General features: G+C 50.7%; 21 protein-coding genes. 9 read left to right on the top strand and 12 right to left on the bottom strand.

Translation table 11 applies throughout. The annotated features are described in order from the left end of the window. Positions 1–3 precede the first annotated feature (3 nt). Positions 4–804, bottom strand: a complete 801-nt coding sequence (locus tag BMW93_RS27945; RefSeq protein WP_409013123.1) for a ThuA domain-containing protein — start codon at positions 802–804, stop codon at positions 4–6. A 179-nt stretch (positions 805–983) separates the two neighbouring features. Here BMW93_RS27945 and BMW93_RS27940 point away from each other — a divergent pair, with 179 nt between their 5' ends. Next, positions 984–3,101 carry a Tex family protein gene (locus BMW93_RS27940; protein WP_090384240.1) on the top strand — a complete coding sequence of 706 codons (2,118 nt, stop codon included), beginning with the start codon at positions 984–986 and terminating at the stop codon, positions 3,099–3,101. Positions 3,102–3,153: 52 nt separating this feature from the next. On the opposite strand, the gene BMW93_RS27935 is transcribed toward BMW93_RS27940, so the two are convergent. Further along, positions 3,154–3,600 carry an SRPBCC domain-containing protein gene (locus BMW93_RS27935; RefSeq protein WP_090384238.1) on the bottom strand — a complete coding sequence of 149 codons (447 nt, stop codon included), beginning with the start codon at positions 3,598–3,600 and terminating at the stop codon, positions 3,154–3,156. Positions 3,601–3,727: 127 nt separating this feature from the next. On the opposite strand from BMW93_RS27935, the gene BMW93_RS35975 reads away from it, so the two are divergent. Both BMW93_RS35975 and BMW93_RS35970 read left to right on the top strand, forming a co-directional pair. Beyond that, positions 3,728–3,925 (top strand): hypothetical protein, encoded by a 198-nt coding sequence (locus BMW93_RS35975; RefSeq protein ID WP_229240885.1) that lies wholly within the window; start codon positions 3,728–3,730, stop codon positions 3,923–3,925. A gap of 23 nt (positions 3,926–3,948) precedes the next feature. Beyond that, complete coding sequence (locus BMW93_RS35970; RefSeq protein ID WP_229240883.1) at positions 3,949–4,182, top strand: hypothetical protein; 234 nt, start codon at positions 3,949–3,951, stop codon at positions 4,180–4,182. Here the strand turns inward: BMW93_RS35970 and BMW93_RS27925 are convergent. From BMW93_RS27925 to BMW93_RS27895, 7 genes are all read right to left on the bottom strand, one after another. After that, positions 4,179–5,501: a porin gene (locus BMW93_RS27925; RefSeq protein ID WP_229240882.1), complete on the bottom strand. Its 1,323-nt coding sequence runs from the start codon at positions 5,499–5,501 to the stop codon at positions 4,179–4,181. The genes BMW93_RS35970 and BMW93_RS27925 overlap by 4 nt on opposite strands. 31 nt (positions 5,502–5,532) lie before the next feature. Beyond that, on the bottom strand, positions 5,533–6,189 hold the full coding sequence (locus BMW93_RS27920) for a hypothetical protein (protein WP_090384235.1): 657 nt from the start codon (positions 6,187–6,189) through the stop codon (positions 5,533–5,535). A 529-nt stretch (positions 6,190–6,718) separates the two neighbouring features. Next, positions 6,719–7,372, bottom strand: coding sequence for an NAD(P)-dependent oxidoreductase (locus BMW93_RS27915; RefSeq protein ID WP_090384232.1), 654 nt, complete (start codon positions 7,370–7,372; stop codon positions 6,719–6,721). A gap of 67 nt (positions 7,373–7,439) precedes the next feature. Next, positions 7,440–7,850 carry an Rrf2 family transcriptional regulator gene (locus tag BMW93_RS27910; RefSeq protein WP_090384230.1) on the bottom strand — a complete coding sequence of 137 codons (411 nt, stop codon included), beginning with the start codon at positions 7,848–7,850 and terminating at the stop codon, positions 7,440–7,442. A 322-nt stretch (positions 7,851–8,172) separates the two neighbouring features. Then, on the bottom strand, positions 8,173–9,858 hold the full coding sequence (locus BMW93_RS27905) for a SusD/RagB family nutrient-binding outer membrane lipoprotein (RefSeq protein WP_090384227.1): 1,686 nt from the start codon (positions 9,856–9,858) through the stop codon (positions 8,173–8,175). Positions 9,859–9,900: 42 nt separating this feature from the next. Further along, positions 9,901–13,296: a SusC/RagA family TonB-linked outer membrane protein gene (locus BMW93_RS27900; RefSeq protein ID WP_090384225.1), complete on the bottom strand. Its 3,396-nt coding sequence runs from the start codon at positions 13,294–13,296 to the stop codon at positions 9,901–9,903. A 443-nt stretch (positions 13,297–13,739) separates the two neighbouring features. Beyond that, complete coding sequence (locus tag BMW93_RS27895; protein WP_090384223.1) at positions 13,740–15,947, bottom strand: gliding motility-associated C-terminal domain-containing protein; 2,208 nt, start codon at positions 15,945–15,947, stop codon at positions 13,740–13,742. A gap of 64 nt (positions 15,948–16,011) precedes the next feature. Between BMW93_RS27895 and rlmD the strand changes: the two genes are divergently transcribed. Continuing rightward, a complete protein-coding gene (rlmD, locus tag BMW93_RS27890) occupies positions 16,012–17,412 on the top strand; it encodes a 23S rRNA (uracil(1939)-C(5))-methyltransferase RlmD (protein ID WP_090384220.1) in 1,401 nt (466 codons plus the stop codon). A 466-nt stretch (positions 17,413–17,878) separates the two neighbouring features. Here the strand turns inward: rlmD and dnaB are convergent, their stop codons facing one another. Beyond that, positions 17,879–19,498, bottom strand: a complete 1,620-nt coding sequence (dnaB, locus tag BMW93_RS27885; protein ID WP_090384218.1) for a replicative DNA helicase — start codon at positions 19,496–19,498, stop codon at positions 17,879–17,881. A gap of 247 nt (positions 19,499–19,745) precedes the next feature. On the opposite strand from dnaB, the gene BMW93_RS27880 reads away from it, so the two are divergent. Genes BMW93_RS27880 through BMW93_RS27870 form a run of 3 tightly spaced genes read left to right on the top strand, consistent with a single transcriptional unit; the run spans position 19,746 to position 23,739 of the window. Further along, entirely contained in the window at positions 19,746–20,693 is a 948-nt protein-coding gene (locus BMW93_RS27880) for a PhoH family protein (RefSeq protein WP_090384215.1), read from the top strand. Beyond that, positions 20,674–21,951 (top strand): T9SS type A sorting domain-containing protein, encoded by a 1,278-nt coding sequence (locus BMW93_RS27875; RefSeq protein WP_090384213.1) that lies wholly within the window; start codon positions 20,674–20,676, stop codon positions 21,949–21,951. The genes BMW93_RS27880 and BMW93_RS27875 overlap by 20 nt, the downstream gene beginning before the upstream one ends. Positions 21,952–21,957: 6 nt before the next feature. Continuing rightward, complete coding sequence (locus BMW93_RS27870) at positions 21,958–23,739, top strand: ComEC/Rec2 family competence protein (RefSeq protein WP_090384210.1); 1,782 nt, start codon at positions 21,958–21,960, stop codon at positions 23,737–23,739. A gap of 2 nt (positions 23,740–23,741) precedes the next feature. Here BMW93_RS27870 and BMW93_RS27865 read toward each other — a convergent pair whose 3' ends face one another. Continuing rightward, entirely contained in the window at positions 23,742–24,827 is a 1,086-nt protein-coding gene (locus BMW93_RS27865) for a hypothetical protein (RefSeq protein ID WP_090384207.1), read from the bottom strand. A gap of 72 nt (positions 24,828–24,899) precedes the next feature. Here BMW93_RS27865 and BMW93_RS27860 point away from each other — a divergent pair, with 72 nt between their 5' ends. Further along, positions 24,900–25,385, top strand: coding sequence for a dCMP deaminase family protein (locus BMW93_RS27860; protein ID WP_090384204.1), 486 nt, complete (start codon positions 24,900–24,902; stop codon positions 25,383–25,385). A 55-nt stretch (positions 25,386–25,440) separates the two neighbouring features. Here the strand turns inward: BMW93_RS27860 and BMW93_RS27855 are convergent, their stop codons facing one another. Beyond that, positions 25,441–25,956: a peptidylprolyl isomerase gene (locus BMW93_RS27855; RefSeq protein WP_090384203.1), complete on the bottom strand. Its 516-nt coding sequence runs from the start codon at positions 25,954–25,956 to the stop codon at positions 25,441–25,443. 97 nt (positions 25,957–26,053) lie between these two features. On the opposite strand from BMW93_RS27855, the gene BMW93_RS27850 reads away from it, so the two are divergent. Further along, positions 26,054–26,656 (top strand): ACP phosphodiesterase, encoded by a 603-nt coding sequence (locus BMW93_RS27850; protein ID WP_090384201.1) that lies wholly within the window; start codon positions 26,054–26,056, stop codon positions 26,654–26,656. Positions 26,657–26,660: the final 4 nt, after the last annotated feature.

Below are 26,660 nucleotides of genomic sequence, written 5' to 3'. Positions count from 1 at the left end.
TGATTATTTTTTACGGTTCGCGAGCCAGAGGATCGAGTTCACGAGGAACTGATTTTGCGCGTCGTTGTCAAAGGTAAACGATAATTCCTTGTTGGTTTTGTTCTCGTAATCGATATCGTTATGGCCCATATTCATGTAAAGCATTTTGTACTTTTTATTGGTCCAGGCAACGGGATAATAGCCGCTATGCCAGATTTCATGCTGCTTCGGCCCGGTACCCAGCGGGAAACTCGACGGGTCGATCGATAAAAGGATCTGAATATCAGGATTTTGGGTTAAATCTTTTTCCCAGCGGTACCATTCGTTGGGAGAAGCTTTAAAAGTGCTGCCCAAACCTTTGGTAGCAGGGCTTTTAGCATCTTCCACTTTTAAAATGGCAGAAGTAGGGCGCCAGGTGTTGCTTTTGTATTGCCCTGAGCCCAGGAATTGGTCGTGGTACCAGTCCCAGTTTTGCGGGTAGGCGGAGGGCGTCAATGCAAACGCGGCGAAATGGAAACCTATCCAGCCGCCACCGTTTTCCATATACTTCTGAAATGCGGCGCGTTGATCCGGCGTTTCCGGGCGTGTATCGAGGAAGAGCACGACCTGGTATTTCGATAGGAACTCGGCATTGAGGTTGTCCCAATTGCTGGTCGAATCGTAGGTAAAACCATTCTTTTCGCCCAATGCAGGCAATCGCTTGTGCGCTTCACCGACAAAACTGATGTGCGCCCGGTCGTTTTTGCCGGTAAAAAAGGCGACTACTTTGAATTTGGCTTTCTGCTGGGCGAAAGCGGGATAAACGGAGAACATCATGCCGAGCATGACGGAGAGGACAGCCATCGGCTTTCCGAATGCATACATCATTTGATAAGGGGTTAGGTATGAGGATTAAATTGTGCCAAATATAAACGGTAAAATGCGTACGTCGTTCCGCCGCTAATTTTAGTTTTGAAAACCGTGAATATCCGCTTTATTTGCCGTTTCCAATTCCATTAGTAAATATGAACTACACCCTTATTGCACAACAGGCGGGCGTCAGCGACAAGCAGGCGAGAAACACCATCGCGTTATTCGAGGAAGGCGCTACGGTGCCGTTTATCGCGCGGTACCGCAAAGAAGCGACCGGCGGGCTCGACGAGGTCCAGATCGGGAGCGTCAAAGAGGCCTGGCAGAAACAACAGGAAGTCGAGAAGCGCCGGGAGGCTATTTTGAAGAGTATCGAAGAGCAAGGCAAACTCACACCCGAGCTTAAAAAGAAGATCGAGGGCGTGTTTTCCATGACCGAACTGGAAGACCTTTATCTTCCCTATAAACAAAAAAGAAAAACCCGCGCGACTATCGCCATCGAAAAAGGCCTGGAACCCCTTGCCAAGCTGATTTTCGAGGGTAAGGAGCGTGATCCGGAAGGCAAGGCGGCGACATTCCTGAACGACCAGGTGGCGAATGCGGGTGACGCATTGCAGGGCGCAAGGGATATTATCGCCGAATGGATCAACGAAAACCAGGATGCGCGGACGAAAGTGAGGTATACATTCCAGCGGGGCGCCATTATCACTTCGAAGGTCAAGAAGAAAAAAGAGGAAGAAGGCGCCAAATACCGTGATTATTTCGAGTTTTCGGAGCCTTTGGCTAAAATACCTTCGCACAGGCTGCTAGCATTGCGCAGGGGCGAGGAAGAGGGGATTCTGAGCGTCGATATTTCGCCCGACGAGGACACGGCGCTCGAACAGCTGGACAGGTTGTTCATGTTTGGCACGGAAGCGTGCAAGGACCAGCTCGAAATCGCTATTGCCGACAGCTATAAGCGGTTGTTGAAGCCGTCGATCGAAACGGAATTTGCCAATTTATCCAAAGGCAAAGCGGACGTTGCCGCGATCCAGGTTTTTACCGAGAACCTTCGCCAGCTTTTACTGGCTTCTCCGCTGGGCCAGAAAACGGTGCTCGCCATTGACCCCGGTTACCGCACGGGCTGTAAAGTAGTCGTGCTCGACGGTCAGGGAAACCTCGTTGCGGACCACGTCATTTACCCGTTCGATAAGCCATCGGATGCAGGCGCGCGGTTGAGCGAGCTGATCCGGAAGTTTAAGGTAGAAGCGATTGCAGTAGGGAACGGCACCGCGGGACGGGAGACGGAGGATTTTGTAAAGAAGCTGCTGGAAGGCTGGGGGCAGTCGGCGGAGATTGGACTGTTCATGGTGAGCGAGCAAGGCGCGTCCATTTACTCGGCTTCCGACGTCGCGCGCGAGGAGTTTCCGGATAAGGACGTTACGGTTCGTGGTTCAATATCGATCGGCCGCCGGCTGATGGACCCGCTGGCCGAACTTGTGAAAATCGATCCGAAGTCGATCGGCGTGGGGCAATATCAGCACGATGTAGACCAGAATTCATTGCGAAATGCTTTGGACGTAGTCGTGGAAAGCTGCGTGAATTCCGTAGGCGTAAATCTCAACACGTCGAGCAAGCATTTGTTGCGGTATGTATCGGGCCTTGGACCGGCTTTGGCGCAAAATATCGTGGATTTTCGGGCTAAAAACGGGAATTTCAAATCGAGGCAGCAATTATTGAAAGTTCCGCGCCTTGGGGCGAAGGCATTCGAACAGGCTGCCGGCTTTTTGCGCATTGAAAGCGGGGTTAACCCATTGGATAACAGTGCCGTACACCCGGAGCGTTACGATTTGGTGGAGCAAATGGCGAAGGATGCAGGCGCTACGGTCAAAGATCTGATGCAAAAACCTGATTTGAGAAGGCAGATCAAAATTGAAAAGTACGTTTCGGCCTCAGTTGGCTTGCCGACTTTGAAAGACATTCTGGCCGAGCTTGAAAAACCTTCGCGCGACCCGCGTGCGGAGATGAAAAAGTTCGAGTTCGATAGCTCGGTACGGAAGCCGGAAGATTTGAAAGTCGGTATGATACTCCCGGGGATCGTGACGAACATCACCGCATTCGGGGCGTTCGTCGACGTCGGCGTGAAGCAGGACGGCCTCGTCCACGTTTCGCAAATGGCCGACAAATTTGTGAAGGACCCGAACGAAGTGGTAAAGTTACAGCAACACGTTACCGTGAAAGTGACGGAAGTTGACCTCTCCCGGAAGCGCATCGCATTATCGATGAAACTATGAAAAGTACAAAACCCGTTCCGTCCGGCGGAACGGGTTTTGTATTTGGAATACATTAAAGGACGTGCAGCCTTTCCTCCTCCACAACCCTTTTCAGATCGTGCAGCACGTTCATCCAGTTGCCCTCCGCTTTCACGACGGCTTCATCATCTTCGAGGTTGTCCTGCGTAACAACGAGCGTCGTATGTTCGTGGTAATCGGATAGATGGAAGGTCACATGCGTATAATTATCCTCAAAATCCTCAGTGCCCGACAGCGGACTCCAGAAGGAATAGCTAAGTTCACGTTCTGGCGTGATCCTCAGGATTTCACCTTTATCGACATAGTGCTGGCCCTGCCATTCACCTTCGAAGGTAATCGGACTTCCGATTTCGAAATCAGAGCGCATTTCGGTGCCGTGGAAATACTTTTTGACGAGTTCAGGCTCTACCAATGCCTTCCAAACCGCAGAAGGGCTTGCATGGATAGAAATGGTTGTGGTTGCAAGCTGTTTTCTGTTCATATTATTCGGAGTTAGTACTATGAAAAATGCTGAGAAAACTATGCCAGGAATGGCCGGCGACGAGTGTGTGTAGCGGATTTTAATCGCAGGTTACACGATGAACGTATATTAATCCAAATGAGTTGACATGCGAGAGCTATATTTCCAACAATGGTTACCCATCAGTCTGGACGAAGCCTGGACTTTCTTTTCCAACCCTTCCAATTTGAAGGAAATCACCCCCGAACACATGGGGTTCGTGGTAACGTCGTCCCGGCACGGCGATAAGATGTACGCCGGGCAGCTTATCCGGTATGTTGTGAACCACTATTCGGTATACCGCTGAAATGGTGTACTGAAATTACACATGTGGTTGACAGACAATATTTTATAGATGAGCAGCGCTTCGGTCCATACGCATTCTGGCACCACCAGCACCACTTTGCCGAGCAAAACGGCGGGGTACTGATGGAAGATATCCTGCATTATAAAGTGCCGTTTGGCTTTCTGGGGAATGTGGTAGACCGGATGATCGTGAACCGGGAGGTTAATTCGATTTTTGCCTACCGCAGGAAAGTTATTGGCGAACGTTTCGGGACTTAGAAGTTGTACTGGACGCGGGCCGTGAAAACATCGTCGGACACGTCGCTTTCGTAACCCGCCAGCGCCGAGTTCTCGTTTCGCACGAATTCATAATAGAATACGAATTTTAGCGACTCGTTGGCCATATAAACATACCCCATACCCAGGGTGTTGTAACGAAGGTCGGCCTTGCCGAACCCGTTATCAGCCGAGATTTGCTTGCCGGAAACTTTCGTATTCGGGTCGTACCAGTCGTATTTCATCACAAACTGGTGATCGAGGCTGCCGAGGTGTTGCAGGAAATAGAAATAGGCACCGTCGAAACTGCGGCTGTAAAGCGGATCTTTGACGCCATTGTTAACCGGGTAAGTGCCGGGCGTTTCGCTCGTGCCGAAAGTGGCCGTTTGCTGACCTTTAATGTATTCCGCCCGGAACTCGGTTTCGCCCTTGCGGTTGGGAAACGACAGCTGGAAATCCGCGCCTGCGTAGTTGCGTGGCCTTGTTTTGTGCAGGTTCGCCGCCGAAGAGTCACGCACAGCCTGGTATTCTCCGCCGCGATGTTCTGTTTTATAAAGGATGTCGGATTGACTCACAATGCCGCCCGCATAGCCTGATATGGCCGCGCCCAATGTGGCATTGCCCAGTCTGCGGATTTTGGTGGGTTTGAGGCTGAACCTGCTGATCACATCTTTATGGCTGTCGTAATCCATCGGCCCCGACATTCCCTGGCCGTTGAAAACCCCCACGTCGAATTTAAGTTTCTGGTGCCACTCCTGTGTTTTGCGGCTGGTAACGGTAAGCATTACACCGATGTCGCGTTCGGTTTTCATCAGGATCTGCGACATGCGCCCGCGCTCGGGCGTTTCGCGGTTGGCCGATGAAAGGTTTACCTCATGCCCGAACGGCCGCGCGAACATCCCGGTCGTCAATGCGAAAATCTTGAACTTGTTTTCGTAAAACCGGCCCCAAAAGTCGCGGATGGCCACGCCTCGCTCGGTACCGTCGAACTGGAATACGAAGTAGGAAGTCGGATCGTCGTTTTTGTTCAGGTGCGCGTAGTCCACACGTAAGCGCCCGCGCCGGAGCATAAAACGGTTATTGGAAAGGCCGGAGAAATTGCCGCCTGCGTAAGTCTCGGCACCTTCTTTGGAAATGATCTGGAATTGCGGTTGAATGTAGCCGCTGATTCTCACGCGGTTATAACGCTCGTAAATGGAAAGCATACCTTTTCCCATCTGGTTTGTGGTATCCACAAGGTCCATAAGGAAGCGCTGGGCAAAAAGGTCTGAATGGCTTAAAAGTATAAAAAGTAATAATAGGCCGGCAACACGGAACTTCATCAGGTTAAATAATTGGTGGCTGTAAATCGGGCTACAAAGAACCTGATTTTCCCTTAATTATTTGAGCCAGATCGGATAGTTTTTCTTCCCAATGCCGTTTCATCGCGTCGCGGTCGGCTGCCCTGGGAAGCTTTTCATGGTGAAAACTAATCACGCTTTTTCCGGCACTTTTGCTCTTGCTACCGGTTACGCGCACTTGCAAGGTTGAGTTATAACGCCAGTATTCCGGCTTCCAGGCCATCCTGAAATGCGAGCCCGGCTCGAAGACGGTAATCGTGCCGATAATACCGTCCCGGGTTGAGAATGATTCGGCGGCGCCTATGCGGCCGTCTGCGAGCGCGCCGAGCCAGGTAGACAGCCCTTCTTCTGAGGCGATCAGTTCCCAGGCTTTCTTAGCCGAGACTGGGAATGTTCTGGAAACACCCACCTCGTAGCCGGACAGGAGCTCCCCCAGCTGCCGTTGACCGGTTGCTTCGCGGTACCCCAGGGCAATTTTCTGGCGGTACCACGTGCTCTCCACATGATCTGTCAGCAATGTCACGATGTCCTTATGAGTCCTTCCGTCGGATTTGAGGTTGTCGAGCCATTCAATCCATTCCGCCCAATCGCGTCCGGTTTTCTCCTTTAATGTACTTGACGACAGCTTGGCAAGCTGATCCGATGATGATAATGTATTGTTTGCAGCCATGGTTTCAACAGATTTTACGAATGCAAAATAACTCAAAAATCGATCTTATTGCGTGAGACGACGGCTTGACGGTCGGGTAGGGGCGAAAAATGAGTAGTGGTAGATCCGATGATGGCAACCGGCCAGGACTATTTATTTTACGGTTTAAGTATCTGTAAATCAGTGGTTATTTTTGGTAAATGTATTATACTTTAAATACATTTCATATTAAAATAAATATCGAAAGTATTTAATGATTGATAAGTATAACACCTTAAAAGTATAGAAAGTAATAAAAGTCATTTACTTTTTTTAAATATGATATGCTGAAAAAGGAGTGTACTATGTTGAAAATAATAAGATATGATAAGGAAAAAAAGGTAGATACTTTACATTAGTATGATAAGTATATACCTTTTGATAATATTAGCGGATTATCAACTTATAATATGAAATTATACTTTTAGTACTTAAAATATATTTAAATAGTATTATAAGTTTAATACTGTAAATACAAACAGTAAGATACTGCCTGTTTATAAGTATTTTACTAATAAGCAGCTGTAAAACGCTTCCGGATGAAGTTGCCTTGCTCGATTTCGTCGACGATCGCGACGGCGGTATCTTCTACGGACAACCTGCTGTGGTGGTGCTCATCGAACACTGGAGCGTCTAGCGCGGTGCGGTACTGGCCTGTCCGCTCGCCCGGATGCGCAGGGGACATCTCGATCGCCGGACTTAGAAAAGTCCAATCGAGTTCTGTTTCGGTTTTCAGGATATTGAGGTAATCGCGTGCTGCTGTGGCGCCGGGTTTGTAAGCTTCGGGGAAGTTGGGCGTGTCCACCAATTGAAGGCCCGGTTTGATTTCCAGGCTGCCCGCGCCGCCGACCGTCAGGAAGCGTTTCACGCCTGCCTGCTTCACACCCGCCTGAATGGCTTTCGCGCCGGCGATGAAATCATTGTAAATATTAGGGTTGGTCCAGCCCGCATTGAACGTGCTGATCACAGCGTCATGGCCGGCTACGGCCGCGGCAACTTCGTCCGCATTCGCTACATCGGCTGCTTTTGCGGTGACGAGGTCGTTGCTGGTGTCGATTTTGTCGGTATTGCGGGCAATGGCGGTAACCTGGTGGCCGCGCGAAACGAGTTCTGTCAAAACATGGGTGCCTACAAATCCGGTGGCGCCGATCAATGCAATTTTCATAAGTATTTGTTTTTGAGATGGATATTTAAATCTGAAATAATAAATGTTACAGTTTTGAGTAAAAAAATCAGTCGAATTTTTTACAAAACTCCGACAGCGATACTTTTCCCAGACTGGCGAGCAAAGTCTTTTCCGCATCGTCGTAAAGGCTATCGAGGTGGTCGTTGATCATCCGTCCGACCGGACAGGCCGGGTTAGGGGAGTTGATACCTTTTCCAAGCAAATCCTTCTGTTTTACAGCCTCATATACTTCCGACATGAAAATCTGATCCGCAGGTTTCGCCAGTCGGCTCCCGCCCGATTTTCCCTCCTTACTAAGCACCAGGCCGCGTTCGCGGAGATTACCCAGCTCTTTCCTGACGAGTACGGGATTAATATTAATGCTACCCGCCAGATACTCGGACGACTTCCATTCGTCCTCCGAGAAGGTTAATAGCGTGAGAATGTGTACGGAAATGGCAAAACGGCCGCTGTTCATACTGTAACTTTTATTATTACAGTACAAAGGTGCGACACTTTTTTGTGAGATACAAGTTTTTTCGATTAGGAAGTCACGAAGGAATGCCATCGCGCCATTTTTGATCGGGCGTAGGAGACCCCGACGGGGTCTTACAAGACTTTCGGTATATGCTTGCTATAAACAGGATGCCGCTCCGCGGCTAATGTTGATCGACAGGGGTAATGGGACGTTGTGCAGATGCCGGAGGCATTCCCTGTTTGTTGCAACACCCGGCGATGTATACGACAAAAGGCCCCAGCGGGGCCTCCTGTCGTTGCAATGCGCTCTTCTTTGCTTCCCTCTAAATTCCCTGGCCGAACGCCGGGTTATTCTTGTCAAACCACAACCGCTGGCTGTTCAGAGTAGCCGCGGTACGGTCGTTAGGCGTAAATCCTTGCTCTGTCTGCGCTTTCAGCCAGTTGGCATTGTTGGTGCCGAGTGGCGGCTCGTCGACCCAGTAGCGGCGCGGAATGGCCTCGTTAAACACGTCCCGGGGGTAATAGGCCGAGTTGTTTTTGGGATAACCTGTCCTGCGCACGAACGTGAATGCTTCCGTTGGCAGGCGCATGAAGTTCAGGTATTCCTGGATGTAAATGCGTTCGAGGTTGTTGGTACCGTTCAGTTTTACCTGCGGTAATGCGAGGTAAGCGGCAATCTCGGCGTCAGCATTGGCCGATAATCCGGTTGTGGAAAGGGCGGCCTGGGCAATGGAATTCATCGTCCGCATAGACGACGCGATGCCCTTTTTGTACCAATCTTCTGCCGTACCGGTGATTTTCGTGCCGGTTCCGTAGCCTTTCTGGATCAGTTCGGCAATGTAGAAGCAGCCTTCTGCGCTGGTGATCATGTAATCGTGGAAGGTGCCTTTACCGCCGTTGCGGGTGGGTGCGAAGAATACCTTGTTGATCGTCGACATCACCACGTACTTGTTGCTGCCCGCATTGAGCGGGTTTTTGTAGTATTGCGCGACGGTCGGATTAGTCGTCCAGTCCGCCGGGCCGCCCTGGAACCGGATCTGCGGATCTTTCGGGTCGATAAATGCGGGCAATGCCTGGTTATATTTTTTGAGTGAATCCAATGCATTGGCAGTCAGATCATTCGGGCTGAAATAGATCGCCAGGCGCGGGTCTTTGGTCTGTTTCAGGAACGTCATGATCGACTTCGTGGCGAAACGCGTGCTCCGGTAATCGACATCGCCACCCACCGGGCCCCAGTCGGGATCGAGATAGGCGAACTGGTCGGCATCCTCGACGATCGGCCCGATCGCATTGTCGGCCACTTCTTTGTAGATCTGCTGCGTTCTGGCCTTATCCTGACCTTCGTAGCGAAGCGCAATCCGCAATTTGAGGGTATTGGCCGCTTTCACCCATTTCGCCCAGTCGCTATGGTAAATGATATCCGCATTGCCGAAGCCTTCCTGGTTCTCCGGACTGGCGCTCAATGCGGTGATCGCTTCGTTCAATTCGGTCAGCCAGGTATCGTAGAGCGTCTTCTGTGTATCGTATTCCGGCGTGTAATTCTGCTCGTCGCGGGCCTTAATAGCCTGAGTGTAAGGTATAGATCCGTTCATGTCCGTCACGCGCAGCCCGTGCAGTACGCCCACGATGTACGTGGCCGCACGCATGTTCCGGAAGCGGTCTTTATCCGATTTCATGTCGATCTGCTTGCGGATTTCCACCAGGTTAGGCAGAATATTGGAATAGTAAGCCGAATAGCGCGAGTTGATATTCGTCGAAAGCTCGTATGGATCGGTCGTCAGGTGCTGCGAAAAGCGCAGGAGCTGTTCGAGGTTTTCCCAGATCCATTCGGTGCCCTGGTACGATTCGAGGCTGTTGAGCGAATGGGTAAAAAGGAACTTGGGATCGGGGTTGAGCACAATGGCCGGGTCGGTATTGATGTCGCCGAAATCCTTTTCGCAGGAAGTCGCCCACAGGAGGCCGATGGCAAGAACGGTACCGGCGGCGCATTTGGTTAATATATTTTTCATTGGAAGTTTCATTTTAAAATGTCTGAACTGGAACCGGTTACATCAGAATGCGGCGCGAAGCGTAATGCCCAACGCCCGGGTCATCGGCGGTATAAAACCGACTTCTTTCTGTACTGCGGTGCTGTTCGAGAAATTCGATGCCGGATTGAAGTTCAGGGGTAATGTGTTGTACAGGTAAAGCAAATCGCGGCCTACGAGGTTGATCGACAGTGCATTGAGCTTGATTTTCTCGCAAAGCGACTGCGGGAACTGGTAGCTGAGCGAAACCTGGCGCAGTGAAATCCACGAGTTTTCGGAAATCCAGTAATCGCCCACCGCGGTCGAGAAGGAACCGTAGCGGTAATTGTATTGTGGCAAATGCGTTGGTTCGACGAGCCCGTTTTCGTAGGCTTCCTTGAAGGTCATACCGCCGACGTTGACATTCGAGCCATCGGGCTGTGTGATGGTTTGTCCGGCTGCAAAAACGCCTTCGGGCAGGATGCCGTCGTCATAGGATTTGCCGTCAAACTTGCTCGTGAATGCGATCCCGCCATGGTCCGCGTCGCGGCCTTGCAGGGTGTTTTTGAAAACGCCGGTATGGGTTCCGTAGCGCAGCGAGGTAATGATCATATCCCCGCCGATTTTGGCATCGAACAACACATTGAGCGATAATCTTTTGTAGGTGAATGTGTTATCCCATCCGCCACGGAATTTGGCATTGATATCCCCGACATCCTTCCATTCGTTGCTGCGAGCCGGAAATGCCGCGCGCGCATCGCCGCGCCACGAGAGGATCGGTAACCCATTGCGCGGGTCGTTGGCATCGGTGCCCTGGAAGCGTGCCGCCGCAATTTTGGTGCGGATCACGCCGTAAGTACCGCCTACTTTGGCATAAGGGATCAGGTCGTTGCCGCCGCCGGATTCGTCTGCCAATGCATAATATTCACGGTCGCCGTATAACTCGATGATCTTGTTTCGGTTACGGGAGAAAGTAACCGTGCTGTTCCAGGTGAAAGAGCCGACTTTGATCGGCGTCGCGTCGAGCGCGATTTCGATACCGGTGTTCTGGATGTTGCCCGCATTGATCAGAATGCTGTTCACACCAGTCTCGATGGCTGCCGAAATAGGGATCGGCTGGTTGCGCGAGTTGTCGCGGTACACCGAAAGATCGAGTCCCAACCGGTTGTTCAGCACCTTCACTTCCAAACCAATTTCCTTGGCGATCTTCCGCAGCGGCTTGATATTCGTTTGCAGGGTCGATTGCGCGCTGAATGTCGACAACGCCTGGTCGCCGAAGCCCCCGGCATTGGTATAACCGCCGAATTTGAAGCCCGGGTTAAGCAGGAATGGTTCGATATCCCCACCCAATGCCGCCAGGTTTCCCCTTAACTTTCCATAAGTTAGCCAGTTGGGCAATGACGAGTGGAATGATTGGGTAAAAATCCAGGACAAGCTCGCCGAAGGATAATTGTAAAAATTGTTTCCCGAACCGTTCGAATACGTCAATGCCGACGACCAGTCGCCGCGCCAGGTAGTTTGCAGGAAAAGTTGCTCACGCCAGGCGAAATCGGCGCTGGCGTACAGCGACTTATACGACCGGCGTGTTTTGATACCGCCTTCCGATTTTTGGGATTGTACGGAGTTGGCCAGGAAGAAATTGCCGGGATAAGAAAGCCCGCCTACCGTTTCCGCATTGTTGAACGACAGGCTGTATTGTTGCGATTCTCCGCCGACGTAACCGTTGAAATCGAGGTCTTTGGTAATGGTTTTATTGAAAATCGCGAGCCACTTCATGAAATTCGTCTGCTTCGTCGAATGCCCGAGCGCGTAACGCCCGCCCGTGAAGTTGATGCCCTGGCCGAGTTCCTTGATTTCGCTTTTGGTGTACAGGTTGTTGAAATTGCCTTCGATCTGCAATTTGAGCCAGTCGGTAACGGTAGCGGTGAGGGCAAGGCGCCCGCGTACCATTTGCTCGCGCTGGCTGTAATCGTTTTCGAACATATTGAACCAGTAATCGGCGCCGGGGACGAAGTTCGGCTCGTTTACGTCGCTCACATTGCGCAGGCCGCCCTTGTAACCCAGGTAGTTCGCACGCTGCATCCAGTAGTTGGTATTGTAGTTGCGCGGGAAAATCCAGATGTAATTATTGAGCGAAAGCGACGGCGGGTTGGTGCCTTCCGTGGTGGTGTAATCGGCGGTTACGTCGGCTACGAGGAATTTGTTCAGGTTTTGCGTCGCGCGCAGGTTGAATGCATTCTTGTCGAGGTTGTTTTTAAAATTGATACCCCGGCTATCGACCCGGTTGTAGGAGAACCTGAATGTCGAGCGTTCGTTTCCGCCATCGATCGCCACGTTCGTCAGGCTGCCTTTGCCGGTCTGGAATGCGTCGAGATAGTTGTTCGGATAGGCCTGGTAGGTCGTCATTTTGCCGTCATAATCCACTACTTGCTGATTAGCGAAGCGCGGGCCCCAGTTTTCGAGTTCGCGGTTCACCTGGCGGTCGATGTACGGCTGGCCCTGCGCATTGGTAGGGAATACCTTGGTGGTCCAGCTTTCGTCGGGTTTATAATTCGGGTCGCGGGTGTCGGTGAAGAAAGCACCCACGGTGCCGCCGCCGTACTCGTTCTGAAAATCGGGGCCGCGGTAGGGTTTCTGCATATTGAAAGTCTGCGAAACGCTTACGCCGAGGCCTTTGCGCTGGGCACCTTTTTTGGTGGTGATCAGAATGACCCCGTTGATGGCCCGCGTGCCGTACAATGCCGCCGCGGCAGAACCTTTGAGCACCGAAACGCTCTCGAAATCCTCCATATTGAGGTTTTTGAGCGAGTTCCCGAAGTCGCGCGGACCGCTGCTGCCGTCGTACACATCGTTGTCGAGGATCACGCCGTCGACGACGAAAATGGGCTGGTTGTTGACACCGAGCGTAGAGTTGCCTCTGATCAGAATTTTGGTATTACCCATCAACCCGCCCGCGCCCTGGTCGATCTGCACGCCGGGAATGCGGCCCTGCAATGCGCTGATAGGGCTCAGCTCGTTGGTAGCGGCCATTTTGGCACCGGCAATCTCCGAAACCGTGTAGCCGAGTTGTTTTTTCTCACGTTTAACGCCCAACGCAGTCACCACTACTTCATTAAGCTGCTGGTTATCTTCTTTCAGGACGACATTGATCACGCTTTGGTTATTGACCTGTACTTCCTGCTTTTCAAAGCCGACGAACGAGAATACGAGCGTTCCGCCGGAGGGGGCGTTGATCGCATATTCGCCCGTGGCATTGGACGTAGTGCCGTTATTGGTGCCTTTTACGAGGACGGATATGCCGACGAGCGCCGAGTTGTCGGAGGCGGAAGTGACGGCGCCGGTCACCCTGACATTCTGGGCATGAACCGAGAGACTACTTCCGAGGATCAGGCACAGCAGGTGTAATAAGTACGCGCTGTGCAGAAGGTACATTTTCTTCATAGAAACTAGATTTTGAGGTACGAGCAGTGATTTTAATTGTGTAGAAAAAGGTGCATTAGTTGATAGAATTACTGGGCTTAAAGTACAGGATAAATTAATAAGATTTTTTATTAATATAGGGATATTTTTTTATCTTTTTAAAAGACGTGGCAATTCGAGAAGCGTTGCATGCTGGTGCGGATACTTATGAAGTAGGGAATGTTAGGTACTTAATTTAAGTACAAACAATACAGTTTATATTAAAAGTATTATACTTATTATTAATATAAGATGTATTTTACATTTTATAATTTATAATTATATAGTATTAATATTTTGTATTAAAAGTATAATATTTTATAAACTAATAATTCATACTACACGTATGATTAGCTAACTTCATTTAAAACAAATATCCCTTAACATTCATATTAAATGTCAAGGGATATTTGTTTGATTAATAGCTATTTAAGAACTGTGAGTCCGCCTTTGTAGGTGCGTTTGGTGTATTGAACGACGAAGTAGTAGTAGCCACCGGAGATCTTGTCGGGGCACCAGTTGTCGGGTCTAACCCTGGAATAGTAGACTTGCTTACCCCACCGGTTGAACACGGTGATGTCCTTGAAGTAGTCGTTGCAGTTGTCGATAGGTAGTTCGTCGAATACCAGGCAGTCGTTCTTGCCGTCGCCATTGGGTGTGATCACATTCGGGAATTCGGGGAAGGGAGTCGCGCCATTGTCTTTGATCGTAACCTTCACCGTCGTGGTGTCGGTGGCGGCGGCGCAGCTTTTGTCCTGGGTCACGAAGTCGACCATGAAGGTTTGTTCGGCCTGGCCGTTGAGTACGGAGCATTCGGGGTTCCAGGCGTAAGGTGAGGTGACCGATTTTATGCCCGTTTTCGCCTCGAAAATCATTCCGGCCCCCTTCATGTCAAACCCGCGTCCGGCGGCCGTCAGAACGATCATATTCGTGTCGGGGTCGGACGCCAGCACATCGAACGTAATGCCCGGCGAAGTACCAATCTGGTACGTGATCTCCTGAACGGGCAATGAGGTTTTCACTGCCGGTGGCCGGTTGGGCGATTCGTCGACGATGAAATATACCGGTTTCGAAACGGGCATCGGGTTGCCTTCGCAGCGCATATCTTCCACTTTGAAATCCACGGCAAGCGTGTCGCCCTTTTTGGCATTGCATGGCGGTATCCAGGTAAACTTTTGCTGCACGTTGGCCTGGCCCGTGGCGGGTTTGAAATCCATACCCATGTCGGTCATATTGAAATCCTGGCCGCGGCCCGACAGCGCCAGATTATCCTTGTCGGGATCTTTCCCATACACATCGAAAGTCACAGGCACGCCCGCGGTCACGTGTACGTAGTCGCCCGGGAGCGAGGTGGTAACGGTAGGGGCATTATTGCCGCTGTTTTCGCGGCGAATGTAAATGTTGAGCGTGTCGGTGAGCGGGAATGGACAGCTGCCATCTTGGGCGACGAGCTGGATTTTGATCGGTCGGTTATCGTATGTCACGAAACATTCTTCGAGGCAAATCTGGAATTTGAGCGTATCGTTGGGTACCCGTGTCGTGAATTGGGCGGGAAGTACAGTGAAATAGTCCTTCGAATTGTTGACTGCTTTGCCATCGACCGCAACTATCTGGTTTACCGTCGGGTCGGTTACCAGTACTTCGAAGCAGTTCGGGTCATCCTTTTTAACTGTTATGATCTCGTTTTCAGTGTAATAGGTATTCCTGCCTTTGGGTTTGAACAATAATTTCGGCGGATCCATTTTCGGACAGTCGACCACTTTGAGTTGAAAATCACGCGTAAGCATCCCGATTTTCACGCCATTCCGGTACTCCTCGACTTGCACGGCAAATACGTACAAGCCCACCGAGCCGGCTGTGACGGACAGCATTCCGGTCGATTTGTTCACTTTCAGCGGATCAGGTCCGGGGATCATATTGTTAACCGAAACACCGTCTATCCATGTCAGGCGCGGGTAGTTGGACGAGCCGCGGGCCGGTGCGCTCGGGTTGGCCTTGTCGGCATAGCCTTGCATGGGCGTGATGAGCGAATATACGAGGCTGTCGCCGTCGGCATCGGTACCACCGAAATTGAACAAAAACGGCGAATTTACACAGGCATAATCCCCCTTGATCTCCGGAAAAACCGGTGAGGAGTTCTTGAAATTGGCGTTATTCTTGAAAAGCGGCGGGAATTCGAGGTAGAAGAGACTGCCCGCGTCGCCGGGTGCCTGGATGTTCGTGATCGTCCCGTTACGGCAGCACCGGTCCCATACCATATAATAGCCCTGTGCGTCGGCAAAATCCGTCGGCGTGAGGTGCACGGCGGAGCCGTAAGTGATCTGCCAGGTCTGCAATGTAGAGATTCCGCAGAGCGGGTTTGCGTAGTTGACCGATTTTCGTTCTATTTTTGGGGCTTCAAGGGTGCCAATAAGCACATTGTCGCGCTTTCTGAATACATAAATCGTGACAAACGGATCTTCTGCGCCGGGATTACCATTGAGGGCATCGAAATACATCGTGAGGCCCATGTTATAGTTGTAGTAACTGTCCTGGTTTTGCGTGATGAAGAGCTGCCCGCCGACAATATGCGTAGCACTGGCTTCGCAAATGGCAAACAGCATCAGAATAAATAAGATGAACCGTTTTTTCATGGAATGATGCGGCAGTAAAATTGATCCGATAGGATATTGGGATTAGTAATTAAAACAGGAAATAATGTCTAAGAGTAACAAGTACGAATACGTTGAAATTACCGATTTTGCGGCAGAAGGCAAATGTATATTTAAATCGGAAGATGGCGTAATCTTTGTAGAAGGTAATGTGGCTCCCGGTGACATCGTCGATCTTCAGGTCGTTCGTACGAAGAAGAAATTGAAGGAGGCGATCGTTACCAAAATCCATTCACAATCGGCTTTACGTACGGAACCCTATTGCGAGCATTTCGGGGTTTGCGGGGGCTGTAAATGGCAGCATATCAGCTACGAACATCAGCTCAGGTTCAAAAGGCAGCAGGTAGTGGATCATTTCGAAAGGATAGGAAAGATCAGGACTGTTGAGATAAACGAGATTCTCGCTGCCCCTAAGACTGAATATTACCGTAATAAGTTGGAATTCACTTTCTCGAACTGGCGCTGGCTCACGAAGGAACAGCTCGTTTCAGGACTGCCATTTACCAAGACAGCACTGGGCTTTCACGTGCCGAAGCGTTTCGACAAGATATTCACGGTAGATCACTGCCACCTCCAACCGGACCCCTCGAATGCGATCCGGAACTCGTTGCACCATTTTTCGGAGGAAAAAGGGTATCCTTATTACGACGTACGTTTTAATGTAGGCGTGATGCGCAACGTGATCATCCGTACAGCCAATTCTGGCGACGTGATGGTGATCGTGCAATTTGGAGCGCAAAACGACGAAATTATCGCGGAAGTGATGGAATTTTTGGATAAAAATCATCCGGAAATTACCTCATTGAATTACATCGTGAACCTGAAAGGAAACGATTCCTACCAGGACCAGGACGTGATCCATTACGCAGGCGAGAAGGTGATCCGCGAAACGATGGAGGACCTGACATTCCTCGTGGGGCCGAAATCGTTCTACCAGACCAACTCGGAGCAGGCTTACAAGCTGTTCAGCGTGGCACGCGACTACGCGCAGCTGACTGGCTCGGAATCGGTATATGACCTTTACACGGGAACCGGTACCATCGCGAACTTCGTAGCCCGCAGCGCGAAGAAAGTGGTAGGTGTGGAGTACGTCGAAGCAGCCGTACAAGATGCCCGCATTAACTCCGAATTGAACGGCATTACCAATACATCTTTCTTCGCGGGCGACATGCGCGCGATCATGAACGAAAGTTTCCTGCACACGCACGGCCGCCCCGACGTGATCATTACCGACCCACCACGCGCCGGAATGGATGTACCCGTAGTTGAAACGATCCTCAAAGCTGCCCCCGACCGCGTCGTGTACGTGAGTTGCAACACAGCCACGCAGGCGCGCGACCTGGCATTAATGGCCGAAGATTATGAAGTGACGCGCGTGCAGCCGGTTGATATGTTCCCGAACACGCATCATGTTGAAAACGTCGCGTTGCTGGTGAGGCGTGGTTAAGGGGAAATGGTCAGGGGTGGTCAAGTTTCTAGTTGGGAAATGGTCAGGGTTGGTCAGGTGTGGTCAAGTTTCTAGTTGGGAAATGGTTAGGGTTGGTCAGGTGTGGTCAAGTTTCTAGTTGGGCGTAGTCTGGGACTACGTCCGAGCGTCACGCGGTCTCTGACCGCACCATCACGCAAAGCCGGTCGGAGACCGGCACACACTCGGACGCAGTCATAGACTACGCCCAACTTTTACGTATATCCTACGATCACAACATCTCCTAACTTTTACGTATATCCTACGATCACAACATCTCCTAACTTTTATGTATATCCTACGATCACAACATCTCCCAATTTTTACGTAAACCCGCCAATCACAACATCTGACCAAAAATGACAACACCTCACTATAAATGACAAAAGAAAGGCCGGAATGAGCGATCATTTCCGGCCTTTCATATATTGTTCAAATCAATAGCGTATCAAAAAGGAGGCTCGCTGTCGGGCCCTTTGTAATCGAAGTTGCTCAGGTCGTTGGCACGGCTGCGGAGGGTTCCGCCCATGGGTGGCGCGGTTGGTTTGGCCTGGCTTTCGAAGGAAGATATCGGGTTCGAGGTCTGGATAGGGCGGTCGATCGAGAATGGGGCAGGGGTGAAGCCTGAATCGAGGTCGGCAAATTTGGTGTATTTACCAATAAAGCGGAGCTGGATGGTATCAAGCGAACCTGCACGGTTTTTAGCCAGAATTACTTCACCCACACCCGCTACCGAGTTACCTGCTTCGTCTTCGGTAATACCATAATATTCAGGTCGGTACAGGAATATTACCATATCGGCATCTTGCTCGATAGACCCGGATTCCCTCAAATCGGAGAGCTGCGGGCGTTTTTCACCGCCACGCGTTTCCACGGCGCGGCTGAGCTGCGACAGGGCGATTACCGGTACATCGAGTTCTTTTGCCAGGTTTTTTAACGATCGTGAGATCATCGCAATTTCCTGTTCGCGGTTACCCGGGCTCTTGCCGCCCGTATCGCCGGTCATGAGCTGCAAGTAGTCGATTACGATCATCTGAATGTCGTGCTGCGCTTTCAAACGGCGGCATTTGGCCCGAAGTTCGAGGACCGAAAGGGCAGGGGTGTCGTCAATATAAATGGGGGCATTGGTCAGCCGGTGAATGCGGTGGTGCAGCTGCTCCCATTCGTGCGGTGCTAGGCTTCCTTTACGGATTTTTTCACTATCGATCTCAGCCTCAGCGGAAATCAGACGATTGACGAGCTGTACCGACGACATCTCCAGAGAGAATATCGCCACAGGAATATTGAAATCCACCGCCGCATTCCGGAGCGAGGAAACGACGAATGCCGTTTTACCCATACCGGGACGTGCCGCGAGGATCATCAATTCCGTTTTCTGCCAGCCGGAAGTCAGCCTGTCGAGGGCGCTGAAACCGGATGGTACGCCGGTAAGACCGTCCTTGTTATTTTTTTTCTGATCGAGTTCGGCCAGGGCCTGGCGCATGAGCGCGCCCATATCGGCGTAGTTTTTCTTGATATTGGATTCCGAAATCGCGAAGAGCGACTGTTCTGTTTTGTCCAGAAGACGGAAAACGTCGGTCGTATCTTCGTAAGCCTCGCGCTGGATTTCGGAGGATACTTTGATCAGCTCCCTTTTAATGTAGGCCTGCGAAATAATGCGGGCATGGAATTCGATGTTGGCCGCGGAGTTGACCTTGCTGGTCAGCTCCATAATGTACGACGCCCCGCCGACGAGTTCGAGCTCACCGGTACTGCGTAACTTGGCGGTAACCGTGAGCATATCGATCGGCTCCGAATCTGCGAAGAGGGTGACGATCGCGCTGTAAATGCGGACGTGAGACTCCTTGTAAAAACTATCCGGACGGAGAATATCCGCCACTGCCGTGAGGGCATCTTTTTCGATCATCAGGGCACCCAAAACCGCCTCTTCCAGGTCGATGGCCTGAGGTGGTAATTTGCTGAAATTCTGATCGTTGGATGGCGTTCTCGGAGCGAATGCCCGCTTGGTACCGTTGCCGGTTTTGGAGCCGCTCCTGGGGTAGTTATTTGATGCCTTTTCGTTTTCCATGTTAAGACAAAGTTAATCATTGGAGGCCTTCAACGAAAGCGACGGCGGGGAGTTTGGCGTATTAAATTTTTTTCTGCCACACGACATTTTTGTGCGTGTCTGATAATGAAAGACTTGGTCGGAAAACACTTATTTTTTGACTTCGTATTTGGCAGATTAATTGTTTTTTCGACGATTATGTTTTACAAATGTTGGTTATTATTACTAAATTTTACAAACAATAGACAAACATTAAACACTGATTCATTTGCTGGAAAAAATCATCACACTCGAAGACGTATCCATGGTCGATTTTCTCGGGATCCACAACTCGAATATCAAGGAAGTCGCCGCAGCTTTCCCCGAAAGTAAAATCATTTCACGCGGAAACGAGATCCGCATCCAGGGGACTGCCCCCGAAATTATCCGAATCACAGATGTAATCGACTCACTTCTGGCCCATTACCAGAAGTATGGAAAAATAACGAACGACAACGTCAAGGGGTACCTGAACGGGATCTCGAAAATGCCCGTAGCTACGGGCGAGGACGACGATGACGTGATCCTCTACGGTAACAAGGGCCTTGTCGTAAAAGCCAAAACAACGAACCAGAAGTTGCTGGTAGAACAAGCCGGTAAATTCGACCTGGTGTTTGCGATCGGTCCGGCCGGTACGGGTAAAACCTACACCGCCGTTGCCATTGCAGTTAGGGCATTGAAAAACAAGGAAGTACGGAAAATTATCATTACCCGCCCGGCGGTAGAAGCAGGCGAGAACCTCGGCTTTTTGCCCGGCGACCTGAAAGAAAAAATCGATCCCTACCTGCGCCCGATTTATGACGCGCTGGATGATATGATCGCGCCGGAAAAACTGAAACTGTACCTGGAAAGCCGGGTAATCGAAATTGCGCCGCTCGCATACATGCGTGGGCGTACGCTGAACAACGCATTCATCCTGCTCGACGAGGCACAAAATACCACGCCGATGCAAATGAAGATGTTCCTGACCCGGATGGGCCCGAGCTCGAAAGCGATCATCACCGGCGATAAGTCGCAGATCGACCTTCCGAAAAACCTGAAATCGGGTCTGATCGATTCGTTAACGGTTTTGAAGGGTATTAAGGGCATTAGTTTCGTGGAACTGGATGGTTCGGACGTTGTAAGGCACCGTTTGGTGAAGGACATTCTTGCTGCCTATGAAAAATCGGAGAAATAGCCTGCTGCTGGCTGGCCTGTTGCTGGTTTCTGCGCTCGGAAGGGCGCAGGATTCAGCCGTTACGCGATGCGCGAGCACGGAACGGGATTCCGTGCGGCTCCTGAAAAACCCGTCGCTACGGAATCTGCGGATGCACTCGGAAGAGGCAATCCAGAACTACGTGCGGTCGATCAGGGGTGCACGCACGGGCGCGAGCGAGACGGTTACAATACCGGTTGTGGTGCACGTGGTGCACAACCGTGCCGACAATGTAATCGGCGGAGCGGGCAACGGCAACATTTCCGACGCGCAGGTCCAGAGCCAGATCGATGTGCTGAACGAAGATTACGGCAATACATCCGGCTATAAAGGCTATTATACCGATTCACTGGGTGTCGACACAGGCATCCGTTTCAAACTGGTTTCGGTGGTACGGACCTACAATGCGACCTCTCAATTCAGTCCCATTACCGATGCCGATGACCTGGCCGATATTTCACCAGCCTGGTTTACAAATCGTTACCTGAATATCTGGGTCACGCGGCTGAACGACCGGTACCTGGGAACGTCGCAATTTCCCGTGGTAACCGAGCTCAACGACCGCACCGCGGGCCTTGCTACCGCCGAAAACGGAGAAATCGACGCATTGACGGACGGTGTGATTATCGATTTCCGCTATTTTGGCCGTAATTCCGATGCGATTACCAGCCGTATTTACAATCTGGGCCGCACTACCACCCACGAAGTAGGCCACTGGCTGGGTCTTATCCACATTTGGGGCGACGCTACCTGCGGCACGGATTACTGCGAGGATACGCCGCGGGCCAATACCAAGAACGAGACAACCGACATTACGTGCTCCCCGGTATACTCGCTATGCAGCGGGACAGTAACGACGCGTAATATGATTGAAAACTACATGGATTATTCGCCGGACGTCTGTATGAGTGTGTTCACGAACGACCAGAAGGAACGGATGCATGCCGTGCTGGCCCTAAGCCCGAGACGCGCGAAAATGGTAGAGTACTCCCGGCTTTCCACCAGCGAACTTGTGGTTGAAATTTACCCTAATCCGGTACGTGAAACCTTGACAACCAATGTGTTTACCCCGAATTTTGAGAATTATACCGTCTCCGTTTACAATCAGAAAGGCCAGAAAGTGACGGAAGATGCCGTCAACCGTACTTATCTCAACGTTAAAAACTTTCCCAGTGGTTTGTACTATTACAAGGTAACAACCCCTGCCAAGACAATCACGAAACGTTTTGTTGTACGATAAACATACATGCTTTCACGCGCTCCGTTTGTCAGCGTAGTATTATTCCTTGCAACCGGCATATTGGCGGGCGACGCATTGCGTACGACCGTGGGTATGCCGGTTGTTTTTGTATTAATAGCAGGGGGGCTTGCGACGGCCGGATGCGCGCTCCTGTATCGGTTTGGTCATCAAACGGGCTTTTCGATCGGGCTGGCGATCTGGATGTTCCTGCTGGGAGCTGGTATTAAAATGCGGGTTGAGGTGGAAAAAGACAAGCAGCTCGTCTTACTGCATACATTGAAATACACCTCTTATACTGCCAGGGTTACGACAATACCTGAAAAACGAAGCAACTCCATTCGTTTTGAAGTTAATACCGAACAATTCGGTAACGGAAATCACTGGACTGACTATCCGGCGAGAGCTTTGATCTATCTGCCGGATAGCCTTTCCGCCGTCCCGCAACCGGGCGACGTGCTCATCATCCATGGCCGGTTAGAGCCGCCCGCTCCGCCACAAAACCCCGGACAGTTCGACTATTCCCAGTATTTGCGCAATAAGGGCATTCTCGTGACTGCATTTGTGAACACGGGTTCTTACAAGTTGCTTTCCACTCATTCGAAAGCAAAACCTTCTTACTGGCCCGAAAGTGTGTCACAATGGGCGGAAGGCCGTTTTCGCGCGCACATTAGCGATCCGGACGCGTTCGCGCTCGTGAAGGCGATGTTGCTTGGGCGCCGCGACGATCTCGCACAGGAGCAGGTAGGCGACTATGTGATTTCCGGCGCCGTGCATATTCTTTCGGTTTCCGGAATGCATGTGGCCATTATTTTTCTGGCCATTGGAGCGGCTTTTGGCTGGTTGAAACGTTGGTGTTCAGGGAAATGGATCTACCTGCTGCTGATGGCCGTGTTGCTGGGTTTTTACGCGCTGGTTACCGGATTGCCGCCTTCTGTACAGCGTGCCGCATTGATGTGCATGGTGCTGGTAATTGCGGAAGTGGCTGAACGAAAGCATTATCCAATGAATACACTGGCGTTCTCGGCACTTATCATTCTGCTGGTGGACCCCTGCGCGCTTTATGATGTCGGTTTTCAACTGTCCTACCTTGCAATGGCGGGCATTTTCCTGTTCTACGAATCGATTTACGGCATTTTTAAACCTGGCAATCGCTTTATGAGGTTTGTCTGGCAGGTAAGTGCGTTGGCATTTGCGGCGCAGATTGCCACATTTCCGCTTAGTCTTTTCTACTTCCATCAGTTCCCGACGTATTTCTGGCTCGTCAATCCGCTCGTGGTCGCGTTTACGAATATCCTCCTGCCGGCGGCACTGGTATTGTTGCTCGTCAGTCTTTTGGGGATTTCATGGCTGGCCTGGCTGGCAGGCGAGATAGTGACATTTTCGGCGCGGCTTACAGACTGGTCGGCTTCAATTCCGCGAGCATTGCCGGGGTATTTACTGGAAAACCTGCATTTGAATTTAATGGAAGTGGTTTTGCTTTATGGCACCATGTTTCTTGTCTGGTATGCGCTTTATTCACGCTCGCTGGGTTACTTGAAATTAGCGGCTGTTTGTATACTTTTCTTTGTAACTGTTTCAATTACAAATACTTTAAATTCCTATTCAACCACCGGGCCTGTGCGTTTTCAGGTTCCGAAGCACGTGGTACTGGGTTTCAAATCGGGGAATGCGCTTTACCTTTTGAGCGATAAAGCGTTTGCGGCCGATTCCCGCGCATTTGATTTTAATATAAAGAATTATGCGGTAGATAATGAAATTCAGCACATTATCCACGTAACGGCACCTTAGGATTATTGAACCGAATAGAGTGCTTCGATCTGTCCGGCGATTTTCTTGTCCCAGGCGGCCTGGGCGCCTGCATTCAGCCCGTGGCCGGTTTCGCCGTCGTACTGTTCCTGGTCGCGATTCATTTCGCGGAAGGCTTCGAGAAACTGATATTGAATTTCACTGTCATAATCTTCAATGGTCAATTCGGCCTTTCTGAGCCGTTCTTTAAACTTTTCGACCACCAGCCTCGTAATGTCGAAATGAATCTGTTCATGGCGCAATGTGCCCGCATTACGCGATTCCGGCCGTCCCCATGACATGCTTTTAACCATGAATATTTTCAAACCGATTTCGACTACCAGGTCCTCGTCCTTCGGGTAGGAGCGCCCCTCGTAGCCAAAACTGGTAAATACCGCCGCCGCGTACCGGCTGCCGGGTTTGCCGCTCCTTACTTTGAAATCGTCCCAGATCAGTGGTCGTTTGGGAGTGTAAAAAACAGTGTCCTCCGAAGCGGTATTGTTGATTTCCTTGAATGTCAGCACCAGATTGCGCGCGAGTGCCGGCGTTTTGCCCGCATTGGCAGTCATCCATTTTTGGAAATGGCCTAATGCTTGATCGACAAGCTGTTTGATCAATTTGTCATGCGTAAATGCAGTTTCGGGGCGCGTATAGTTAGCCGCCGTTTGGTAACCGGTAAGCTCCACCGGCTGCATGTCCCGGTACCATTTGAATCGGAGATTCAGTCTTACCTCACCGGTGACCCTGTTCGGCCCGACGCGTTTTTCGTTGACAGACAGCTCTTTAATCGTAATATAAAGCGGCAAATACGCCTGCTCTTTCTTGGGCGCGAGGTAGGACCAATAGCTGAACAGTTCACTTTCGGCCCTGCCGGGCAATACCGCCGGGATTTCCTTCCCTAATGCGATCACTTTGCCTAGGGAAGCACCGGGCTGAGGACGCTGGTCTTCGACGTTTTGAATGAAGAATTTATAGGATTTAAAAAGGCCTGCGGGATCTTTCGAAAGGGTAACAACCGACCTGTCCTGCTGTGCGAAAAGCGGGTTAAAGAACATGGTCAGGAAAAATAGTAGCGCAATGCTTTTGGTCATACTTTTCAAACTGCGTTGAATCCAGCCGTCATTTCCCTAAGTTTGTACCCTGAATTTTGGATTGAAAAGAGAATGACAATACCTACAACGAATTTGCGGCCGGAATTTGATGACATTTACATGGACCTGGCAAAAAATCTTGCCAAGCGTTCGCATTGTATAAAAGCGCAGGTCGGAGCGGTGCTAACGAAGGATACACGGATTATTTCGATCGGATACAACGGCCCTCCCGCGGGCACGCACAACTGTGATGAAGAATTTCCGGGGGTAGGTTGCCCCAGGGATGCGAAAGGGAGCTGTTCGCTCGCATTGCACGCCGAGCAGAATGCCATTCTTTTCGCCGTTAAAAACGGTTCAAATATTGAAGGATCGACGCTTTTCGTCACGCTCGCACCCTGTATCGCCTGCGCGAGGGTGATCTACACGATGAAGATTAAAAAAGTGATTTTCCTGCATTCGTATGCCGCCTATAAAGGAATCGCGGTGGAAGAGGGGGTGGAGTTTTTGAGGCGGTTTGGGGTGGAGGTGGAGCAATACCGTAGCGGTATTAATGAGTGAATGAGTGAATGAATTTTGAGATTATTCACTCATCCACTCATTCAAAATTCACTCATTAATGATGATGAACGCCCCCCGTCCCATGCACATGCCCATGATCGAGCTCCTCACGCGTTGCGGCGCGTACGCTCAGGATTTTGCCTGAAAAATGCATTTCCTTGCCTGCGAGCGGGTGGTTGAAGTTCATGATCACGACCTCGTCCTGTATTTCGACGATCTGGCCGTGGAGCCTTTCGCCGTCTTCGTTGGTCATCGGGATGATGTTACCTACTTGCAGCAGTTCGTTCTGATCCACTTCGCTGTTCTGGAAAACCGATTTGGGCAGATCTACGACCGCTTCTTCATCATATTCTCCATAACCTTCTTCTGGGGCGACCGTAAAATCAAAGGTATCGCCCGCGGATAGGCCCTGGATCTGATTTTCGAAGCCTTCGGGCAAGCCGCTGATGCCGTGGATAAAGTACATCGGGTCGTTTTCGCTGACCACTTCTACTACGTCCGTCTCGCCTTCGGAGTCCGGAATGCTGAGGCTATATGTGAGTGCGACGACGCTATTTTTTTCGACTTTCATTTGCTAGTTTGATTAAAATAATGGTTGTTGTACAAGAATTGTTCCATCGAAGAGTCCTGGAACAAACGTACGGGAATTTTGTCAAAATGTCATTTAGATGAATTTTTTAGCGCATATTTTGCTGTCTGGGGAGAACGAAGGGGTGATGATGGGCAACTATGTCGGTGACTTCATTAAGGGGCGTTTAAGCGATGAAAAAACGGCTGGCTGGAACCGCGATTACGTGATCGGACTGAAACTGCACCGTTTTATCGATTCCTTTACGGACACGCATCCCGAAGTGTCGGACGCCAAAGATGTTGCGGCCCTTACACAGGGAAAACTGGCGGGAATTGTGATGGACATTTACTTTGATTACTTCCTTGCCAAAAACTTCGAAAATTATCATAAAGAGCCGCTCTTTATATATGCCCACCGGATGTATTCGGTTATCGAACGGAACAGCCATTTTATCCCTGAAACAATGGTGCCCATGGTGCGCTCGATGATCCGCCAGGATTGGCTCACGACGTACGCGACGCTCGACGGTATCGATACCACATTTAAAAGGCTTTCGCGGCGCGCCGAGTTTCTGGCGCCTATCTCCACGGCTGTGAGCGATTTGCAGGCGAACGAGGAGTTTTATTACACCAAGTTCCTTTCTTTTTTTCCGGAATTACGTCGGCAGGCTGGTCAATTTATCGCTGAAAACGCGGCATAAGTCG

This window comes from Dyadobacter sp. SG02, from assembly GCF_900109045.1.
In the GTDB taxonomy this organism is placed as follows: domain Bacteria; phylum Bacteroidota; class Bacteroidia; order Cytophagales; family Spirosomataceae; genus Dyadobacter.
This window is presented reverse-complemented; position numbering and strand designations above follow the sequence as displayed.

Coding starts and splice junctions, on each gene's coding strand:
- BMW93_RS27945 (WP_409013123.1), bottom strand. CDS start 804: ATGCTCGGCATGATGTTCTCCGTTTATCCCGCTTTCGCCCAGCAGAAA.
- BMW93_RS27940 (WP_090384240.1), top strand. CDS start 984: ATGAACTACACCCTTATTGCACAACAGGCGGGCGTCAGCGACAAGCAG.
- BMW93_RS27935 (WP_090384238.1), bottom strand. CDS start 3,600: ATGAACAGAAAACAGCTTGCAACCACAACCATTTCTATCCATGCAAGC.
- BMW93_RS35975 (WP_229240885.1), top strand. CDS start 3,728: ATGCGAGAGCTATATTTCCAACAATGGTTACCCATCAGTCTGGACGAA.
- BMW93_RS27925 (WP_229240882.1), bottom strand. CDS start 5,501: ATGAAGTTCCGTGTTGCCGGCCTATTATTACTTTTTATACTTTTAAGC.
- BMW93_RS27920 (WP_090384235.1), bottom strand. CDS start 6,189: ATGGCTGCAAACAATACATTATCATCATCGGATCAGCTTGCCAAGCTG.
- BMW93_RS27915 (WP_090384232.1), bottom strand. CDS start 7,372: ATGAAAATTGCATTGATCGGCGCCACCGGATTTGTAGGCACCCATGTT.
- BMW93_RS27910 (WP_090384230.1), bottom strand. CDS start 7,850: ATGAACAGCGGCCGTTTTGCCATTTCCGTACACATTCTCACGCTATTA.
- BMW93_RS27905 (WP_090384227.1), bottom strand. CDS start 9,858: ATGAAAAATATATTAACCAAATGCGCCGCCGGTACCGTTCTTGCCATC.
- BMW93_RS27900 (WP_090384225.1), bottom strand. CDS start 13,296: ATGAAGAAAATGTACCTTCTGCACAGCGCGTACTTATTACACCTGCTG.
- BMW93_RS27895 (WP_090384223.1), bottom strand. CDS start 15,947: ATGAAAAAACGGTTCATCTTATTTATTCTGATGCTGTTTGCCATTTGC.
- rlmD (WP_090384220.1), top strand. CDS start 16,012: ATGTCTAAGAGTAACAAGTACGAATACGTTGAAATTACCGATTTTGCG.
- dnaB (WP_090384218.1), bottom strand. CDS start 19,498: ATGGAAAACGAAAAGGCATCAAATAACTACCCCAGGAGCGGCTCCAAA.
- BMW93_RS27875 (WP_090384213.1), top strand. CDS start 20,674: ATGAAAAATCGGAGAAATAGCCTGCTGCTGGCTGGCCTGTTGCTGGTT.
- BMW93_RS27870 (WP_090384210.1), top strand. CDS start 21,958: ATGCTTTCACGCGCTCCGTTTGTCAGCGTAGTATTATTCCTTGCAACC.
- BMW93_RS27865 (WP_090384207.1), bottom strand. CDS start 24,827: ATGACCAAAAGCATTGCGCTACTATTTTTCCTGACCATGTTCTTTAAC.
- BMW93_RS27860 (WP_090384204.1), top strand. CDS start 24,900: ATGACAATACCTACAACGAATTTGCGGCCGGAATTTGATGACATTTAC.
- BMW93_RS27855 (WP_090384203.1), bottom strand. CDS start 25,956: ATGAAAGTCGAAAAAAATAGCGTCGTCGCACTCACATATAGCCTCAGC.
- BMW93_RS27850 (WP_090384201.1), top strand. CDS start 26,054: ATGAATTTTTTAGCGCATATTTTGCTGTCTGGGGAGAACGAAGGGGTG.